The organism is Wolbachia endosymbiont (group A) of Hedychridium roseum (assembly GCF_964028325.1).
In the GTDB taxonomy this organism is placed as follows: domain Bacteria; phylum Pseudomonadota; class Alphaproteobacteria; order Rickettsiales; family Anaplasmataceae; genus Wolbachia.
The window spans coordinates 454,151-471,516 of record NZ_OZ034755.1 but is presented as its reverse complement, the minus strand read 5'-3'; the positions used below and the strand labels follow the sequence as shown (position 1 = coordinate 471,516).

At 35.7% G+C, this 17,366-nt stretch carries 15 protein-coding genes; 11 read left to right on the top strand and 4 right to left on the bottom strand.

Annotated features, from left to right (window positions below):
- Positions 1–12: 12 nt before the first annotated feature.
- The gene (locus ABWU23_RS02155) at positions 13–1,833 is read left to right on the top strand and encodes a heme lyase CcmF/NrfE family subunit (RefSeq protein WP_253309656.1); all 1,821 of its coding nucleotides are present in this window, start codon (positions 13–15) and stop codon (positions 1,831–1,833) included.
- Positions 1,834–3,024: 1,191 nt separating this feature from the next.
- On the top strand, positions 3,025–3,900 hold the full coding sequence (gene secF, locus ABWU23_RS02150; RefSeq protein WP_265044950.1) for a protein translocase subunit SecF: 876 nt from the start codon (positions 3,025–3,027) through the stop codon (positions 3,898–3,900).
- Between the two features lie 6 nt (positions 3,901–3,906).
- On the opposite strand, the gene ABWU23_RS02145 is transcribed toward secF, so the two are convergent.
- Complete coding sequence (locus ABWU23_RS02145; RefSeq protein ID WP_353270723.1) at positions 3,907–4,410, bottom strand: TIGR02281 family clan AA aspartic protease; 504 nt, start codon at positions 4,408–4,410, stop codon at positions 3,907–3,909.
- A 134-nt stretch (positions 4,411–4,544) separates the two neighbouring features.
- Between ABWU23_RS02145 and yidC the strand changes: the two genes are divergently transcribed.
- Genes yidC through nusB form a run of 3 tightly spaced genes read left to right on the top strand, consistent with a single transcriptional unit; the run spans position 4,545 to position 7,142 of the window.
- A complete protein-coding gene (gene yidC, locus ABWU23_RS02140; RefSeq protein ID WP_264688255.1) occupies positions 4,545–6,254 on the top strand; it encodes a membrane protein insertase YidC in 1,710 nt (569 codons plus the stop codon).
- Complete coding sequence (locus ABWU23_RS02135) at positions 6,232–6,660, top strand: 6,7-dimethyl-8-ribityllumazine synthase (protein WP_353270722.1); 429 nt, start codon at positions 6,232–6,234, stop codon at positions 6,658–6,660. The genes yidC and ABWU23_RS02135 overlap by 23 nt, the downstream gene beginning before the upstream one ends.
- Entirely contained in the window at positions 6,660–7,142 is a 483-nt protein-coding gene (gene nusB, locus ABWU23_RS02130; RefSeq protein WP_353270721.1) for a transcription antitermination factor NusB, read from the top strand. The genes ABWU23_RS02135 and nusB overlap by 1 nt, the downstream gene beginning before the upstream one ends.
- A gap of 110 nt (positions 7,143–7,252) precedes the next feature.
- Here nusB and ABWU23_RS02125 read toward each other — a convergent pair whose 3' ends face one another.
- The 3 genes from ABWU23_RS02125 to ABWU23_RS02115 form a co-directional block, all read right to left on the bottom strand.
- Positions 7,253–7,882, bottom strand: coding sequence for a hypothetical protein (locus tag ABWU23_RS02125; protein WP_264688253.1), 630 nt, complete (start codon positions 7,880–7,882; stop codon positions 7,253–7,255).
- 78 nt (positions 7,883–7,960) lie between these two features.
- Entirely contained in the window at positions 7,961–8,422 is a 462-nt protein-coding gene (gene dut, locus ABWU23_RS02120) for a dUTP diphosphatase (RefSeq protein ID WP_353270720.1), read from the bottom strand.
- 149 nt (positions 8,423–8,571) lie between these two features.
- Positions 8,572–9,378: a YgfZ/GcvT domain-containing protein gene (locus ABWU23_RS02115; protein WP_253309649.1), complete on the bottom strand. Its 807-nt coding sequence runs from the start codon at positions 9,376–9,378 to the stop codon at positions 8,572–8,574.
- A gap of 173 nt (positions 9,379–9,551) precedes the next feature.
- On the opposite strand from ABWU23_RS02115, the gene ABWU23_RS02110 reads away from it, so the two are divergent.
- From ABWU23_RS02110 to ABWU23_RS02085, 6 genes are all read left to right on the top strand, one after another.
- Positions 9,552–9,842, top strand: coding sequence for a co-chaperone GroES (locus ABWU23_RS02110; RefSeq protein ID WP_373457551.1), 291 nt, complete (start codon positions 9,552–9,554; stop codon positions 9,840–9,842).
- A gap of 100 nt (positions 9,843–9,942) precedes the next feature.
- Positions 9,943–11,592 carry a chaperonin GroEL gene (groL, locus tag ABWU23_RS02105; RefSeq protein WP_264688251.1) on the top strand — a complete coding sequence of 550 codons (1,650 nt, stop codon included), beginning with the start codon at positions 9,943–9,945 and terminating at the stop codon, positions 11,590–11,592.
- A gap of 631 nt (positions 11,593–12,223) precedes the next feature.
- On the top strand, positions 12,224–12,499 hold the full coding sequence (locus tag ABWU23_RS02100; RefSeq protein WP_353270719.1) for a hypothetical protein: 276 nt from the start codon (positions 12,224–12,226) through the stop codon (positions 12,497–12,499).
- Positions 12,448–12,726 carry a protein-disulfide reductase DsbD domain-containing protein gene (locus ABWU23_RS02095; protein ID WP_353271031.1) on the top strand — a complete coding sequence of 93 codons (279 nt, stop codon included), beginning with the start codon at positions 12,448–12,450 and terminating at the stop codon, positions 12,724–12,726. The genes ABWU23_RS02100 and ABWU23_RS02095 overlap by 52 nt, the downstream gene beginning before the upstream one ends.
- 254 nt (positions 12,727–12,980) lie before the next feature.
- Positions 12,981–14,315 (top strand): alanine/glycine:cation symporter family protein, encoded by a 1,335-nt coding sequence (locus ABWU23_RS02090; RefSeq protein WP_353270718.1) that lies wholly within the window; start codon positions 12,981–12,983, stop codon positions 14,313–14,315.
- Between the two features lie 109 nt (positions 14,316–14,424).
- Positions 14,425–17,112: a hypothetical protein gene (locus ABWU23_RS02085; protein WP_353270717.1), complete on the top strand. Its 2,688-nt coding sequence runs from the start codon at positions 14,425–14,427 to the stop codon at positions 17,110–17,112.
- The last annotated feature ends 254 nt before the right edge of the window (positions 17,113–17,366 follow it).

Here is a 17,366-nt window from a genome sequence, read left to right as displayed (position 1 = left end):
GTATCAACATCAATGGCTATTTTGATCTACTGCCACATTACAAATGATTTCTCACTCGAAAACGTATATTACCACTCACACACAACAAAACCTTTGATCTATAAGATTTGTGGAGTTTGGGGAAATAAAGAAGGGTCTATGTTGCTTTGGACATTAGTGCTTACCTTTTACCTATTTCTGATGGGTATTTTTACTGATAACGACAGTAAATTGAAGAAAGTATCCTTGATCACCCAAGGCTTGATTTGCTTTTGTTTTTTACTGTTCACTTTACTTGAATCCAGCCCCTTCACTAAAATGCCAAGCGTTGAAAAAGATGGATTGGGTTTTAATCCGATATTGCAAGATATAGGCCTTGCTATTCATCCACCGATATTATATTTGGGGTACCTTGGATTTAGCGTTCCTTTTTCGCTCTCTATAGCTGGATTAATTGCAAATACTGAAGGAAATGTTTGGGCTAAAATTGTCAGGCCTTGGGTACTTATTTCTTGGTCGCTGCTCACTTTGGGCATCAGCTTGGGTAGCTGGTGGGCATATCGCGAACTTGGGTGGGGTGGATTTTGGTTTTGGGATCCAGTGGAAAACGTTTCTTTGATACCGTGGCTAATTGCAGTGGCGCTGACACATTTGTTGCTCGTTGTACGAAATTTCAATACTTTAAGGAATTTCGCTATTTTACTTACGCTTACAACTTTTATATTGAGTGTAACTGGAACATTTCTAGTCCGCTCAGGAATACTCACCTCAGTGCACACGTTTGCAGATGACTCAAGGTATGGACTGTATATATTAGCTCTACTTGGTGTAATTACAGTCAGTAGCTTAGTAATATTTGTAGTGTTTACGAGAAAAAATCGCACATCTTTCCAGTGCTCGACATTGGAATCCAGAAAGAAATCTGCTACTCAAGTGACAGAGGGTAGAAGATTCTTTTCACGCCTTACGATGATGCTGATGAACAATTTATTATTTATTACTGCCTTTTTCATCGTGTTCGTTGGCACTTTATACCCTACAGTGCTTGAGTATTTAACCGGTGAATTAATTTCAGTTGGAGCACCATATTACAATTCTTTATTTAATCCTATTGCACTGGCTATTCTAGTGCTCACCATGATCGGGCAATACTGCCGTTGGCAGGGAAATAGTCTATTGCCAATATTTCGTGAATACAGATTTTCATTCTGTAGTGCTGCAGCTATTTTGCCGTTTATCTTTCACATGGAGCTAATAATTGTGCTATCAATTACTATCTCCATAGCATTATTAATCTTTGTTTTAGAAGCATATAGTAAAAGAATTTGTTTATTTAAGGTAGCATTTGGTGAATCAATTTTATTAGCAAGAAAAGTTTCTAAATCCTACTATGCAATGATGGCAGCTCATGCTGGAGTGGCAATTTTAGTGCTTGGTATAGCTTATTCAGTTGGTTGGCAGGAGAAAAAAGAAAATTACTTAAAAATAGGGGATAGCATAACAGTCAATAAATTTAAAGTTACTTTACGAAATATTGAGCTAATAAAAGAAAAAAATTTCCATGCAGTGAGAGGTACAATGGATATCAGGAATTTGCTGAATAATAAGATATTGGGTGAGATAACCCCTGAATATAGATTTTACCTTGTGGAAGGTCAGAAAAATGTTGAAAGCAGTATCTACCACAATTTGCTTTCTGATATTTATGTTGTAATCGGTGAGATTGATAAGAGTAAGAGCAAAATCGCAGCTAAAGTGCACTATAAACCTGGAATGTCTATAATCTGGCTTGGATCCTTCCTCATCGCTTTTGGTTCGCTCCTTGCTGCTTTTCCTTTATTGAGAAGATTTTAATAGGACTCCTTTATACTATAACGAAAAAACTTCCTTGACAAACTCCGCCAGCGCCCTTATCATGGTATTGAAGGTATTCAGTTATCTTCATCTGTGCAGATTAAACAGCAAGAAAACAACATAGTTGGCGTCTTATTTTTAATTTTTTGCACTATGTGCACCTTATGTCTTCACAATATTTCTAGGTTTTTACCTACACAAGCTGAAACGCGCTTATAAGTCGTTTAAGACAGTATAGTACGCCAATTTGCAGGATTAGAGAGTGACAACTAGCTAACGCGGGGTTTCTTTTGCCTTTTTTTCTGCTTAGTGAATTTCTTAAACATTTATAGCTTAAGTTAGTTGCACTTAAAAGCAGCTAAATTGCAGTGTTTAAGACTTAAAAAACGCCAAATACTGAAAATAGACAATGACTAGGGCTTCTTTTGCCTTTTTTTTGTTTGGTAAATTCCTTAATATTTATAGCTAAACGACAACCGTCATCCCGCTGCTTGTTAGCGGGATCTAGAGATACCGCGGCGGTATGACGGTTCGTGGCGGTATGACGGTTCGCGGTGGCATCTCGTCATCCCGCTACGTGTTAGCGGCTAAGAGATACCGCGAATGAATCGCGGTATGACGGTTCGTGGCGGTATGACGGTTCGCGGTGGCATCTCGTCATCCCGCTGCTTGTTAGCGGCTAAGAGATACCGCGAATGAATCGCGGTATGACGGTTCGTGGCGGTATGACGGTTCGCGGCGGTATAGTAATTCGTCATCCCGCTACTTGTTAGCGGGATCTATCCGCGGCGGTATGACGTAGGACCGCTGTCATTCCAGTCTGGAATCTAGTTCTTATTGTACATTTACTTAGTGTAGAGTTAAGTTTCCTGGATCCAAGTAGTCTGGGCACTGGGACGACACCCTTTTGGATGGAAACCTCAGCTACTTTCATGACACCATTCTTTCTTCTGGATCCCAGTGTCAAGCACTGGGATGACATCATAGGGGTACTAGCCTGACAACCGTCATCCCGCTGCTTGTTAGTGGGATCTAGAGATACCGCAGCGGTATGACGTAGGACTGCTGTGATACCATTATAGAGTGAATCAGTGTCAGCTACTCGGATGACAGAGAAGTCCAATCACAGAATAAACTAGTGAATTTTTTGAAAAGTATATAAAATTCAAGTGATTATTTTAAGTAAATAGCATGGCACTTAGACTCATTCCAGATAACCTCAATATCAAGTTTAGTAAATATAGGGATTTGACTGCACTCGTTAGCATTATTTTTATCATCTTTTCAATGCTCACTGTTGTGCTGCGTGGAGTGAACTTAGGCATAGACTTTGCAGGCGGAATTTTGATAGAGATAAAATCTTCAGATGAGAATCACTCTATTCTCGATGCATTAAAAGAAAATGGTTTTACAGTGCAGAGTTCAAAAGCGGGTGATAATTTAGTCATGCGTTTTAAAGATGAAGGAGATGAAGATAAAATCAAAAAGATAAAAAGCATACTAGAAGAAAAGCTAGGTAGCTCAATAAGCTATCGTAAAATAGACTATGTTGGCCCACAAATAAGCTCAACACAAATATTTGAAGGAATGTTATCCATGTTGATCGCAATTGTTGGAATATTTTTTTACGTTTGGTTTAGATTTAATTGGCAATGTGGATTCAGTGGAATAACAGCACTGATTCATGACGTGATTTTAACTGTTGGTTTTATTAGCCTAACTGGCATTGAGTTTAATATTTCATCAGTTGCAGCTCTCCTCACTGTCATTGGTTATTCAATCAATAACTCAGTAATTATATACGATCGGATTCGAGAGTATTGCAAGAGTGGTAAAAGTGGGCGGATGAGTGAGATAGTAGATGCAAGTATCAACGCTACATTATTTCGCACTATATTAACCTCGGGTACAACCCTTCTTGCTGCTCTTCCTTTGACATTAATCTGCACAGATGCAGTGAGAGACTTCAGCTTGATCATTTTTTTTGGTATTTTGATTGGCACTTGTTCTGCAATATTTATTTCTGCTCCTATATTAACCTACAGAGCTTTGATAAGTAGATTGTAGAAGTGTTTAGTCGCGGTATAATATCAACTTATTATCTCTTATAGTGAAATGAAAATACCTTAAAAAGCTCATTCCAAGTAGTGAATGAGACATAGAATGAGTGTTAACGCTCGCCTGTACATCATTAACTAAAAAATTCCCTATTTTAACCTGAGGGATGTGAACAACACCAGCTTTTATTTGACCTTTAGCAGTTTCATATATTTTAAAATCCTGAACGTTTTGTAAGTTAATACCAACATGTAATGCGTCTTTTTGTGATAGAACAATATCGGTTGCTCCGGTATCAAGCAAAAACGTTACATTGCGATCATTGACCTGAGCCTGAATATAAAAGTGTCCATCGTATGATTTCGTAAATTCGATACTTCCACTATTCTGAATTCTCCCTTTATATGGTAAAAAAGTACTGAGAAATCTGTCGCTTAGTTTGTCCCTTTGTGAATCAATAAGCATTGAAGTGGCAGCTATTATTAGTAACCAAATAACTAGATTTTTCACCGCGTTCATATTGTTAAAATTTGAAGCTATTAAAATAAATTTTAAAGATTAGCGTTAAAAGTTATTATTAAAAATAAGTAAATTTCATTGTTTTAGTACAATATTTAATATACACTTTAAGAAGATATGTTTGATTTAATTTCATGTCAGAAGCAAAAAGTTTAATTTTAGCAGCTATCCTTTCCATGTTGATCATGGTATCTTGGCGCATTATTTATGATAATTTTTTTAGTGCAAACCACAACCAGCCATTGATTGAAAATATTGAACATATCGAATCTTTTAACGACCTTGCTCCTATAATACACCAAAATCGTTCTGAAATTATTAATTCCACTCGAGAACAGAGGGTTAGTTTAACCAATAACATGATTAAAGGATCAATTTCTTTGAAAGGTGCAAGGTTTGATGACTTAATCTTAACTAACTACCACTTAGAACCGAGTTCTTCTTCTCCACAAGTGGTGTTACTGTCACCTGCAGAATCAAAAGATGTATATTTCGCAGAATTTGGGTGGCTCGATCCGAATGAAAAGATTAAAGTTCCAGATTCTAAGGCAGTCTGGCAAGCAGATAAACTCAATCAAAAAGAGGTCAATTTATTTTGGGATAATGAAAATGGCATTTTATTTAGAATGAAAATTAGCCTTGACGATAACTACATGTTTAAAGTTGAGCAAATTATTGAAAACAATACAAAAGATAATGTAGTTTTGGTTCCTTATGGTAGAATTAACCGTAAACGTGACAATATCAACGAATCTTATTGGATATCCCATGAAGGAGTACTGGGTGCATTTGATAATAAACTAGAGGAGTGGACATATAAGGATATTTCCAAAAAACATTTAATAAAAGCAAGCACGAGTGAAAAAAATTGGTTTGGTTTTGCTGATAAATACTGGCTTACAGCCATCATACCTGAGAAATCCGATAAAATAAATGTAAGCATTAAGCATACTAACGCTAATGATATTGATAAATTTCAAGTAGATTTTGTCAAACCTTATAAGAGCATACTTCCTGGCGCAAGTGTTTCTAATGTGAATTATTTTTTTGCTGGAGCAAAAAAGTTGAATTTACTGGATTCTTATAAGGATACTCTCAATATACCTTTGTTTGATAAAGCTGTAGATTTTGGTGTTCTTTATTTTATAACCAAGCCAGTGTTTTTACTGCTTGAATATTTTAACTTCGTTTTAAAAAATTTTGGCTTAGCAATATTATTGCTGACTTTAGTAATCAAACTTTTGATGCTTCCCTTATCTAATAGATCATATATTTCGATGTTCAAGGTGAAAAGCCTGCAGCCTGAATTAACTCGTATAAAAGAGTTGTATAAAAATGACAGCTTAAAGCAGCACAAAGAGACAATTGCGTTGTTCAAGAGAAACAATGTAAACCCAATGTCGAGCATTTTTCCCATGCTAATACAAATACCGGTATTTTTTGCTCTATATAAAGTATTATTTGTTACTATAGAGATGAGACATGCTCCTTTTTTTTTATGGATTAAGGATCTTTCAGCTCCTGACCCAACGAACATCTTTACATTATTTGGGTTGTTTAATTATAACTTTCCTATTTCTATAGGCATTTTACCTATAATTTTCGGTGCCACCATGATAATTCAGCAGAAGCTAAGTGAGAAAGATCAAACCAATAAAGATGATATTCAAGTAAATGTTATGAAGTTTTTACCTTACATTTCTGTCTTTATTTTTTCTTCTTTTCCTGCCGGCCTGGTAATATATTGGATATTTAGTAATATTATAACTTTAATTCAACAATCATTAATAAAGTTGTTTTTAACGAAAAAAGTGGTAGTAAATGTCGAAAATACTAATAGTTAATTCAATTTATTATGCTGAAATAGCAAACCTTTTGCTTGAAGGTGCAGTCGATAGATTAAAAGAAAGTCATGCAAGCTATGACATAATTGAAGTTCCTGGTGCATTTGAGATACCAGCTACAATTCTCTTTGCAGTAAAAAGCAAGAATGCTAATTATGACGGTTATTTAGCTCTTGGGTGCGTGATTCGCGGTGAAACTGATCATTATCAATACGTTTGTAAAGGGGTAATCGAAGGTTTAAATGAGGTTGTTATGCATTATGCAACACCCTTTGGTATGGGCGTAATTACCGCTGACAGCAAAGATAAAGCACTAGTTAGAGCTGACAAAAACAAAAAGAACGTTGGTGGCCATGCAGCCTCAACTGTTTTGCATATGATAGATTTACACAATAAATTAAAATAATGGAGGAAAAATCAGTAGATAAAAAGTGGCGCATAAAAAGAAGTACGGCAAGATTTCTTGCTGTACAAATTGCTTATTCAAATATTTTCGTAGGTTACAACAAAAGCACTTTTAAACTGGAAAATTGTGAGCTTAAGAACTACATAAGTAAGTTGAAAGATATATTTGAATGTGAAGAATTTGAACATCAGTTCTTAGAAAACTTGTTATATAAGGTTATAAAAAGCAGTGAAGAATATGATAAAATAATAGAGTCTTATTTACATCCAAGCTGGTCCCTCTCACGTTTAAATCTTATAAGCTTATCTATCTTGCGTGTTGCAATATGTGAGTTAGCTAATTGTGATACGCCAGTTCCAGTTGTCATTAATGAATATACTAACATTGCATCTGATTTACTTGATAAACCAAGCGAAATTGGTTTTATTAATGGGTTATTGGATAAGGCAAAAGATGCAGTTAAATTAAATAAAAATCCTTAGCAGCTTCTCACAACTATATAAAAGTTAAGGCAATTTCCATAATAAATTTAAGTAACTGACACTAAAAAATAAAGAGGCAGACTTAATCTACATCTTTTATACTTAGCTGTCTAGCTTTTTGCTTTTTCTTCAGAAGCAACTTGTTCAACAATAAGTGAGCCTAAATAAGTGTTAACCTCTTTAGCATCATCTTTGTCTAAACCTAATGTTTTATTCCACTCTGTTTTATTTACTGCCTCGAACTCACCTTCTTTGTTTTTCACTTCTAGTGAACTTATACTTAATAATAAAGTATTGCCTGCTGAACTGAAAGACCCAACAATAATACGGTAGTTCTTGCCTTCTAAGCTGAAGTCTATATAACATTTACCTTTCATCTTATCTTTTTCATCTTTAACTTGGTTATTCTTTTTTATTTCCTCATACACCTCTTTTGTTACTAGCAATGCTGCTTGTTTATCATCAACAACAATCTTCGGAGCTTTCAACTCAGATATTTCGTTATTTTTGCTGATGGCATATACTGCTAAACAAATCAGTGCAACAGCAACAAATGCTAAAACACCCATTCCAAGTGGTGTAGCTGCAAAAGCTGCAAGTGGAGCTAGCATGGAAGTTGAAGACACCCAATATGGTGCTGAAAGTGCTACTGCTGCGCCTATGACATACAAAGAAGTAAGTGCAACAAGTGCAGTGTTTGTTTTGTGGAACTGACCTCGATGATTTTTGAAAGTTAGCATAAACGACCTCATTTAATAAAATATTAATATGCTTAAATTGTATATAAAAGAACTGTCATAGTCAAGCTTTTTCGCAAATTACCTGCCACTTGAGCCAAAGCCCCCTGCATTGCGACCGGTTTCTTCTGTGCAGAATTCTTCTCTGTCATCCCAAATTACCTGAGATACAGGAGAAATAAGGATTTGTACAATTCTATCTCCTCTTTTTATCTCATACGACTGATTACTTAGATTAATTAGGCAAATCTTCACCTCACCTCGATAATCAGAGTCTATAGTGCCCGGAGAATTTAAGACAGTGATTCCATGTTTTGCAGCAAGACCAGAACGTGGGCGGATTTGCCCCTCAAAACCGTTTGGTATTGCAATCACAATTCCAGTTGGAACAAGTAATCTCTCAAGTGGATTTAAAACAGCAGAGTCATTCAATGCAGCATAAAGATCCATACCAGCACTCTGCGTAGTTGCATAACATGGAAGAGACAAGTCTTCTCCGTGTGATAATCTCTTTATTTCTACTTTAATTTTACTTCTTTGCACTCCAATTTACCAACTATGAAGATTCAATTATAGCATGTAAATTGTATCTGCAAAAGTAATAAATGTTACATCGTAAATGATGTCATTCTAGTGCGTGACGCTAGGCCATAAAATAAGTTTTTCGTTTCTATATGCGCTACCTTAAGACTTTAATTATACAACGTCTTAACGCACTTAACCCCATCGACATATAAATTTGCATGACTTTTTTGAGTATTAAGCAATGCAAGTCCAATGTTGTCTACACTAGAGCGCAGTTCCCCTATTTCCTCATTATTTTCATTTGTCACTTTAGTGCCAATATCTGGAAGTGCGTTATCCCCCTCAACAAGATAAAGTTTTCTTCTGAATATTTCTTGTCTGCTCATTCGATTTACGACTTCCTGACCTACGTAACACCCCTTATTAAAGCTTATACCGTTTGCCTTATCGATTAAATATTGCAATGGGAACGATGAATTTTGTACCATATCTTTTGCTCCATCTGGGACAAGGTTTTTAATTCTAACTTTTTCATACTGAATAAAATCTCCAACCGGTTCTTTTATTTCATCTTTATGTATGATCCTCATTCCTAGCAGCTTGTGCCTTGGATCTTGAAAAATAACTTGTGACTTACTACTACACTCCGCCAACTTAGTATCAAACAAAACTCCAACCTTATATAGTGCACTAATGTCTTTAATTTTCACTCTCAAATAAGTTTTAAGTAAATCTAGTTTCTCGATTATTTGCTGTAAGTGCACATTTTCGCACTCTAAGAAAATATATCTACCATATTCAATAAGAAAAAAATCATATAGGTATTTTCCCTGAGGGCTAAGCAATAAAGAGTAAATAGCTTTTTGGCTATCTAGCTTATTAATATCATTGGTTATAATGCCCTGCAGAAAATCTCTAGTGTCAGGCCCATATAGCACTATCACACCACGACTTAAGAATGGTATATAACTCATGAAATCTCTATAAATAAACCTAAATTTTATTATATAACATTAGGCTCTTTTAGAAACTGCTTTTGGCGTGCATATTTTATATGGTGTGCATATTTTACAAGCTCCAGCCCTTGAAATCTAACTTACGAGTATATATATAAAGTTATAGGTTAATTTGTTGAGAGGAAAAGCAAATGTCAAGTATAAGTTTAAATGTATTGGATGATAGCGTGCTGATCAAGCCTATTAGCGAGGAAAAGCAGGGTGGAATTATGCTTCCATCAAGTGCTGAAAAGAAACCTACTAAAGGTGAAATTGTAGCAACTGGTGAAGGTTCACGCAACTCAAATGGCGAACGCATAGCTTTAACTGTAAAGGCTGGTGATAAAGTGTTCTATCGTCAATGGGCTGGTACAGAAATAGAACATAATGATGAAAAGCTTATCGTGATGAAAGAGTCCGATATACTTGCTGTCATTAAATAGCAGTCTTTATTTTACTAAATTGAAACAAAGCGCAACATGGCGCATTGTAAATGGTTTTATTATAGTTTTCTAAGTTTTTTATTAACAAGAGGTGATAAAAATGACTAATGTAGTAGTATCAGGTGAGCAGTTACAAGAAGCCTTTCGTGAAGTCGCAGCAATAGTGGATTCAACGGTAGCAATAACTGCGGGACCTAGAGGAAAAACAGTAGGGATTAATAAGCCCTATGGAGCACCAGAAATTACAAAAGATGGTTATAAGGTGATGAAGGGTATCAAGCCTGAAAAACCACTAAATGCTGCAATAGCAAGCATCTTTGCCCAAAGTTGTTCTCAATGTAACGACAAAGTTGGTGATGGTACAACAACGTGCTCAATATTAACTAGCAGCATGATCATGGAAGCTTCAAAATCAATTGCTGCTGGAAACGATCGTGTTGGTATTAAAAACGGAATACAGAAGGCAAAAGATGTAATATTAAAGGAAATTGCATCAATGTCTCGTACAATTTCTCTAGAGAAAATGGATGAAGTAGCGCAAGTTGCGATAATCTCTGCAAATGGTGATAAGGATATAGGTAACAGTATCGCTGATTCCGTGAAAAAAGTTGGAAAAGAGGGTGTAATAACTGTTGAAGAGAGTAAAGGTTCAAAAGAGTTAGAAGTTGAGCTGACTACTGGCATGCAATTTGATCGCGGTTATCTTTCTCCGTATTTTATTACAAATAATGAAAAAATGATCGTGGAGCTTGATAATCCTTATCTATTAATTACAGAGAAAAAATTAAATATTATTCAACCTTTACTTCCTATTCTTGAAGCTGTTGTTAAATCTGGTAAACCTTTAGTTATTATTGCAGAGGATATCGAAGGTGAAGCATTAAGCACTTTAGTTATCAATAAATTGCGTGGTGGTTTAAAAGTTGCTGCAGTAAAAGCTCCAGGTTTTGGTGACAGAAGAAAGGAAATGCTCGAAGATATAGCAACTTTGACTGGTGCTAAGTACGTCATAAAAGATGAACTTGGAATCAAGATGGAAGATCTGACACTTGATGATCTTGGTACTGCTAAAAATGTTAAAATTACTAAAGATAATACCACAGTTGTCAGCGAAAATAGCGATTCTGACAGTGTGAAAGCTAGAATCGAGCAGATCAAATCTCAAATTGAAACTTCAACTTCTGATTATGATAAAGAAAAGCTAAGAGAACGTTTAGCGAAATTATCAGGTGGTGTTGCTGTGCTAAAAGTTGGTGGAGCAACTGAAGTGGAAGTTAAAGAACGTAGAGATAGAGTTGAAGATGCGCTGCATGCAACAAGAGCTGCAATTGAAGAAGGCATAGTTCCAGGTGGTGGAGTTGCACTTCTTTATGCTTCATCTGTTCTCGACAAATTAAAAGGTGCAAGTGACGAAGAGCAAATAGGCATAAACATTATTAAGAAAGTTCTCAGTGCTCCAATTAGAAGGTTAGTTAAAAATGCTGGTCTTGAATCTGCTGTTATCATTGACTATTTGATTAAGCAGAATGATAAAGAGCTTATATACAACGTTGAGGCTATGAATTACGCTAATGCATTTACAGCTGGTGTGATTGATCCAGCAAAAGTGGTGCGTATTGCTTTTGAAACAGCGATATCTGTTGCGAGTGTGCTGATTACTACTGAATCTATGATAGTTGATGTACCAAGCAAAGAAAATGCTTCATCTCCTATGGGCGCAGGAGAAATGGGTGGCATGGGTGGATTCTAAGTAGAGTGAAACCGTGGAGCAATTGCTCCACGGTAGTTCCAAAAAATCTCACATTTTACTATTCGTTAAAGGTAATACGTTTGGTGCAGAAAGGCACTACTGTTTGCATCCGTTTCACCCCTTTATATTGTGGTTGTCTAATAACAAAAAGGCAGCATAAGAAAACTATAATCCCTAGTATATTTATACTATAGCTGACCCAAGCAACACGTCATACCGCGATTCATTCACGGTATCTCTTGGCATAGATCCCGCTAACACGTAGCGGAATGACGAGCTTATTGTCATGCTGCCGCGAACCGTCATACCGCGATTCATTCGTGGTATCTCATCCGCTAACACGTAGCAGGACGACAGCAATCCTACGTCATACCGTGATTCATTCGCGGTATCTCGGCATAGATTCCGCTAACAAGTAGCGGAATGACGAATTTTTGTTTTTCAAATTGTCGGTAAATCTAAGTCAGTTTAGCTATATGTGTTTTCCACAATGACTTATTCTTTTCACCCATTTATATTACAGTTGTATATATTAGAATAATGCTATATTAATAAATAATCTATATAATGCTATTAAATATAACACTTAAAATCTAAATCACTTTCTCTATAAAAGGAGAAATTTGCCTTAATGAAAATACATATATATTTAATATTGTTTTTATTTTTTTCTTGCACCCAACTATATGCTGACGAGGAAATTGCAAAATTTGATTTACTTATTGGCGAGATAAATGAAGCAAACCTCACTCTTAAAGGTGCAATAAAGGTTACAGTAGAACCAGGCTGGCACATATATTATAAAGATCCTGGAGATTTCGGTCTTCCCACTTCTTTTGATTGTAAGGGTAACACATTAAACATAGTATTTACTGGCCTACTCCAAAGGAACATAGAGATAAAGTAGGAAGAGAGATATTTATCAGTAACGTATATAAGGATATGGTATTATTTCCCTTTAAGATGAATGTGTTTTCAAATCAAGGGTATATTGACCTTAACTTCCATATAAATTATGCGATATGTAAAGATAGGTGCATCCCTAAAAATGTTGAGATAAAAACCAGGCAACCACTAAAGGATTTTATAGATTCTGATATCAATAAACTTATAAATGAGTGGTATGAAAAATAGGGTTCTCATGGGGTAGGTGTCATTCCAGTGCGTGACACTGGAATCTCATTTACTTTTTTGTTCACTATGTGAGGAACTTGGGCCTACAAGTATATAAACATAATGGTTTCGCATAAAAAATTTAGATCCCAGTGTCACGCACTGGGATGACAAGAAAAGGTTTCTAGAATGACGGAAACGAAGTCATACATAGAAAATAGGTTAGGTATTCTCAATTTTTGTTGTATACTTAAATAAAAATCTCACTTTTACAGATGGATACAGTAAAGTTTGTTTTATTACTGCCAACAATATTACTCATGCTAGTTGCTGGTGTTTACCTATCGGTTAAACTAAAATGGCTACAGATATTTAGATTGCCGTACGCCCTTTCACTCATTGGAGTTAAAAGAGGGGAAAATAAATTTTCTTCTATAGCCGCCCTGTTTACAATCTTAGGGGGAAATTTAGGAGTAGGAAACATTTCAGGAACTGCTGTTGCTCTAAAAACCGGAGGACCGGGCTCTATTTTATGGATGGCAATAATTATTGTTATCACTTCTGTGATAAAATATGTCACTTGTTATCTAAGTATAAAAACCAGAAAGGAAAAGAACGGACGGTTTATAGGTGGCCCTGTAGCCTATATGGCTGATGCATTTAATTCTAGAAAAGCTACAATTGTGTTTCTGGTTGTTATGATGATGGTTTCAATAACAACTGGTAACCTTGTTCAGGTAAATTCTCTATCAATACCACTTAACATGATAGATGTGCCTGTAGTCATTGGTGGCATTGTAATGGCCATAATATTTTTTGTTGTTGCAGTTCTCAGCTTAAAAAAAATTAAAATTTTTATATCGGCTATGATACCGATAATGACGGTAAGTTACCTCACACTTTGCGGTATCATATTATTTAAGTTTAGTGAAAATATCCCTCCTTCTCTAAAATTAATAACAAGCAATTTTTTGACAGCTAGTAGCTTTAACTCTGGTTTATCTCTAGGTTTGATTTTAGAAATGTTGACTATTATTCAAGTCGGAACTTTGCGAGGTATTTTTGCAACAGATATAGGGCTTGGCCTCGAAGGAATCGTACATTCTTCAATTGTTCCTAAGAAAAATAATAATAAATTTATTATTGAGCAGAGTCTAATTACAATAATATCGCCTTTTATAGTTGCATTTATAGTGTTTATTACAACAATGGTACTGCTTGTCACAGATTCTTGGGTCACTGATTTAGAGAGTACTAACATGTGCATATTTGCTTTTAGAAAAGCTATGAATTGGCCCTATATTGACTATTTAATTATGGCCATAATGTTTTGTTTTGCCTTTACTACTATTTTTACTTGGTTTTTTTGCTCAAAACAGACAATACGCTATGTGTCTATGAATAATAAATACACTAAAATCTGGATTGTAATTTTTACCATGATCATTCCGCTTGGTGCAATAGGTAAAGTCCGATTGCTATGGGATGTCGCTGATATCTCGATTGCTGCTTTGTTATTTATCAACATACTCGCTATACTCAAGCTAACTTCTCAAGATCCAGAAGTGTTTACTGTGAGCAACAGATATTTAAAATTAGGCGCCAACTAAAAGTTGCCATCTGAGTAACAACACAACCTTCCTTAATAAAAATTCAACCAATGCTCGTGATAATTATATTAGCTAGAACTAAAGGCAGAGGGTTATTAGTGAGGGGTATATGAATACTAACAATATACAACAAAAACACATTTATAATGAGCGCGTTCAAGAATTTTTTCCTTTATTTGATGAAATAAAAAAGGAAGACGACCTAATTTATAATGTTAGAGTTGATTTTAACACAGTAAAGTTTTTAACAGAACACGCCGACTGGAATTGGGACGAAGATGAAAACAAAAATAAAGCATGTGGAGTTATTCTTCAGGAATGCAACAAGACAGCTAGACAAGAGCTTGAAGATAAAGCTAAAGAAGAGTTGAATAAATATATTACTAGTGCTAATAACATTAATGATGATGTTGAAGATAAAAAAGTTTCAATATACGGTAATCATGCCAGTATTACACTGGAGGATAACAAGAAAGAGTTCAAAATCAGCGAATTTTTAAACAGTGATTTTTGTCAGAAGAATGGAATCTCGGGATTTTCAACGTTGCATAGTGATGGAAAGAGCGGAATGCATGGTTTTGTTGCCGAGGAAGGAGGGAAAAAAATAAGACATTATGTCGTAACCGATGGTTCATATGAGATGACTCTGAAATGGTATGCGAAAGGGGAAGAATGCAAGATCAAAATTAAGATTGATGCTAACGGTGTAGACCTTGTTAAAGGTGATGATTTTTCTCTAGAACGGTTAGAAGCGAATCAAGATGTAAAAATAGGTGGTTTATTCTTGCATGAAATAAAATTTAGGGAAAAAGGAAAAGTGAATGAGGTGCAACATGACGGAAAAGACAATCAAGCCCTTAACAAATCATCTGAAATCGCAATAAAAAGTAACAGTAGAGATATTGAGCAAGAGGTCAAAAAACCTGTTCAAAAACACCAAGCTACTCATATGAATCGAGAAATTGGGTCTCAGACCCCTTCGCTGCCACCACTTAGAACTACACCTGAAAAAGATGTTTTCAATGAGCAAGGGAGTGGAAGCCAAAAACCAGATAGAAGTGAGCAAACACCTAATAATCAGCAAAAAGGTGCAACTTCTGATCCTTCGGACAGTTCTACTTTCACCAAGTCTGTAAGCCACAATCAAGATAATAGGCAAAAAGATGAACGGTATGACAATCCTACATTTGGACATGCTGTACCTGGAAGCCAAAAACCAGATAGAAGTGAGCAAACACCTAATAATCAGCAACAACCTAAAACCCAGCAACAAGAAGGAAATAGCAAAGGCGATCTATTACAAGACATCAGAAATTTCAAGAGAAACAGCTTACGGCGCACTGGTGTTGTTGATGGTAGCGGAGCATCAATGGAAGGAGGCAGGAAAAATGAATCAACGTCTTCTATATTAGAAACATTAAAGGACAAAGTTCCTTACTTGCCTTATTCAAATATACATGAACATGACAGTGATAACCGTGGTGCCAGTGATGCTGAGTGGGAAGAAAGTAAACAGCCACTTTCTGTTCCAAAACCCAATAGCAAAAGTGACTCGGGCTATTCACCTCAAATTCATGCTCAACCTCAAGTAGATCCTGAGCAGCCAAAGAGGAGCTTAGAGAACATTGAACAAAGTGACCAAACTCCACCTGAAAATCTTCTTAAAGAAATCAGAGATAGATCACAGCAAGATAATAGAGGATTAAGGCAAGTTGATCCTACTGATAAACTGTCACAAGATAAAGAAGATGGGTTGCTAAAAGACAGTTCAACAGATGTAAAAACAAACGATTCGGGCTATTCATCTCCAACTCATGCCAATCATGGACAATCTCAAGTAAATCCTGGACAGTTAAAAGCGAGCCTAATGAATATTGAACAAAGAGATAACACTCTACTTACGGAATTTACCAGTAAGTTGGATAAAGAAACTCAGAAGTTCCCACTAAAACCGGTGGATCAAAAAGGAATTAGTGAACAAACCAAAGAACATTTATTAGCAGCAGGATTGCTAAAAGACAGTTCAACAGATGTAAAAACAAACGATTCGGGCTATTCACCTCAAATTCATGCTCAACCTCAAGTAGATCCTGAGCAGCCAAAGAGGAGCTTAGAGAACATTGAACAAAGTGACCAAACTCCACCTGAAAATCTTCTTAAAGAAATCAGAGATAGATCACAGCAAGATAATAGAGGATTAAGGCAAGTTGATCCTACTGATAAACTGTCACAAGATAAAGAAGATGGGTTGCTAAAAGACAGTTCAACAGATGCAAAAACAAACGATTCGGGCTATTCATCTCCAACTCATGCCAATCATGGACAATCTCAAGTAAATCCTGGACAGTTAAAAGCGAGCCTAATGAATGTTGAACAAAGAGATGACACTCTACTTACGGAATTTATCAGTAAGTTGGATAAAGAAACTCAGAAGTTCCCACTAAAACCGGTGGATCAAAAAGGAATTAGTGAACAAACCAAAGAACATTTATTAGCAGCAGGATTGTTAAAAGACAGTTCAACAGACATAAAAACAGTGGCAGAACAAGAAAACAATGACACTAATTCAATTGTAGATAAAAATAGTAATCTATATAAATTACTAGAGAAAGATGAAGCACAACTGAAAATTGGAGTAATAGAAGAAGAAAGAAAAGATACTTTAACGGAACACACTGATAGTTATGATCGCAATAGAATTGCATTAGGTAACAGAAATAAAAGGCCACTGGATTGGACTAAACGTATTGCTGAGTCACAACAAGAAAAAGATACCAATAAAGGTATTTCAATATAAATTGAGGTTAGGGAATGTTCAAAAAAGCATACGCGTCAAGTTAAGGCCCAATATAGCACCATTCTGATACAATGTTGAACATTTCTTTTTGCATTTTGAATTCTATGGTATTTTGTTTAACATTGAAGCAAGAGTCCAGGCACTGCCTTTGTGTTTGAGGCAAAACCGGCTATAACACTTAACACACTGCCTTTGCAAACAAATGTTCGTACAGCTATATGCTGCACACTAGAATAACAGAAAGCAGAAACCTT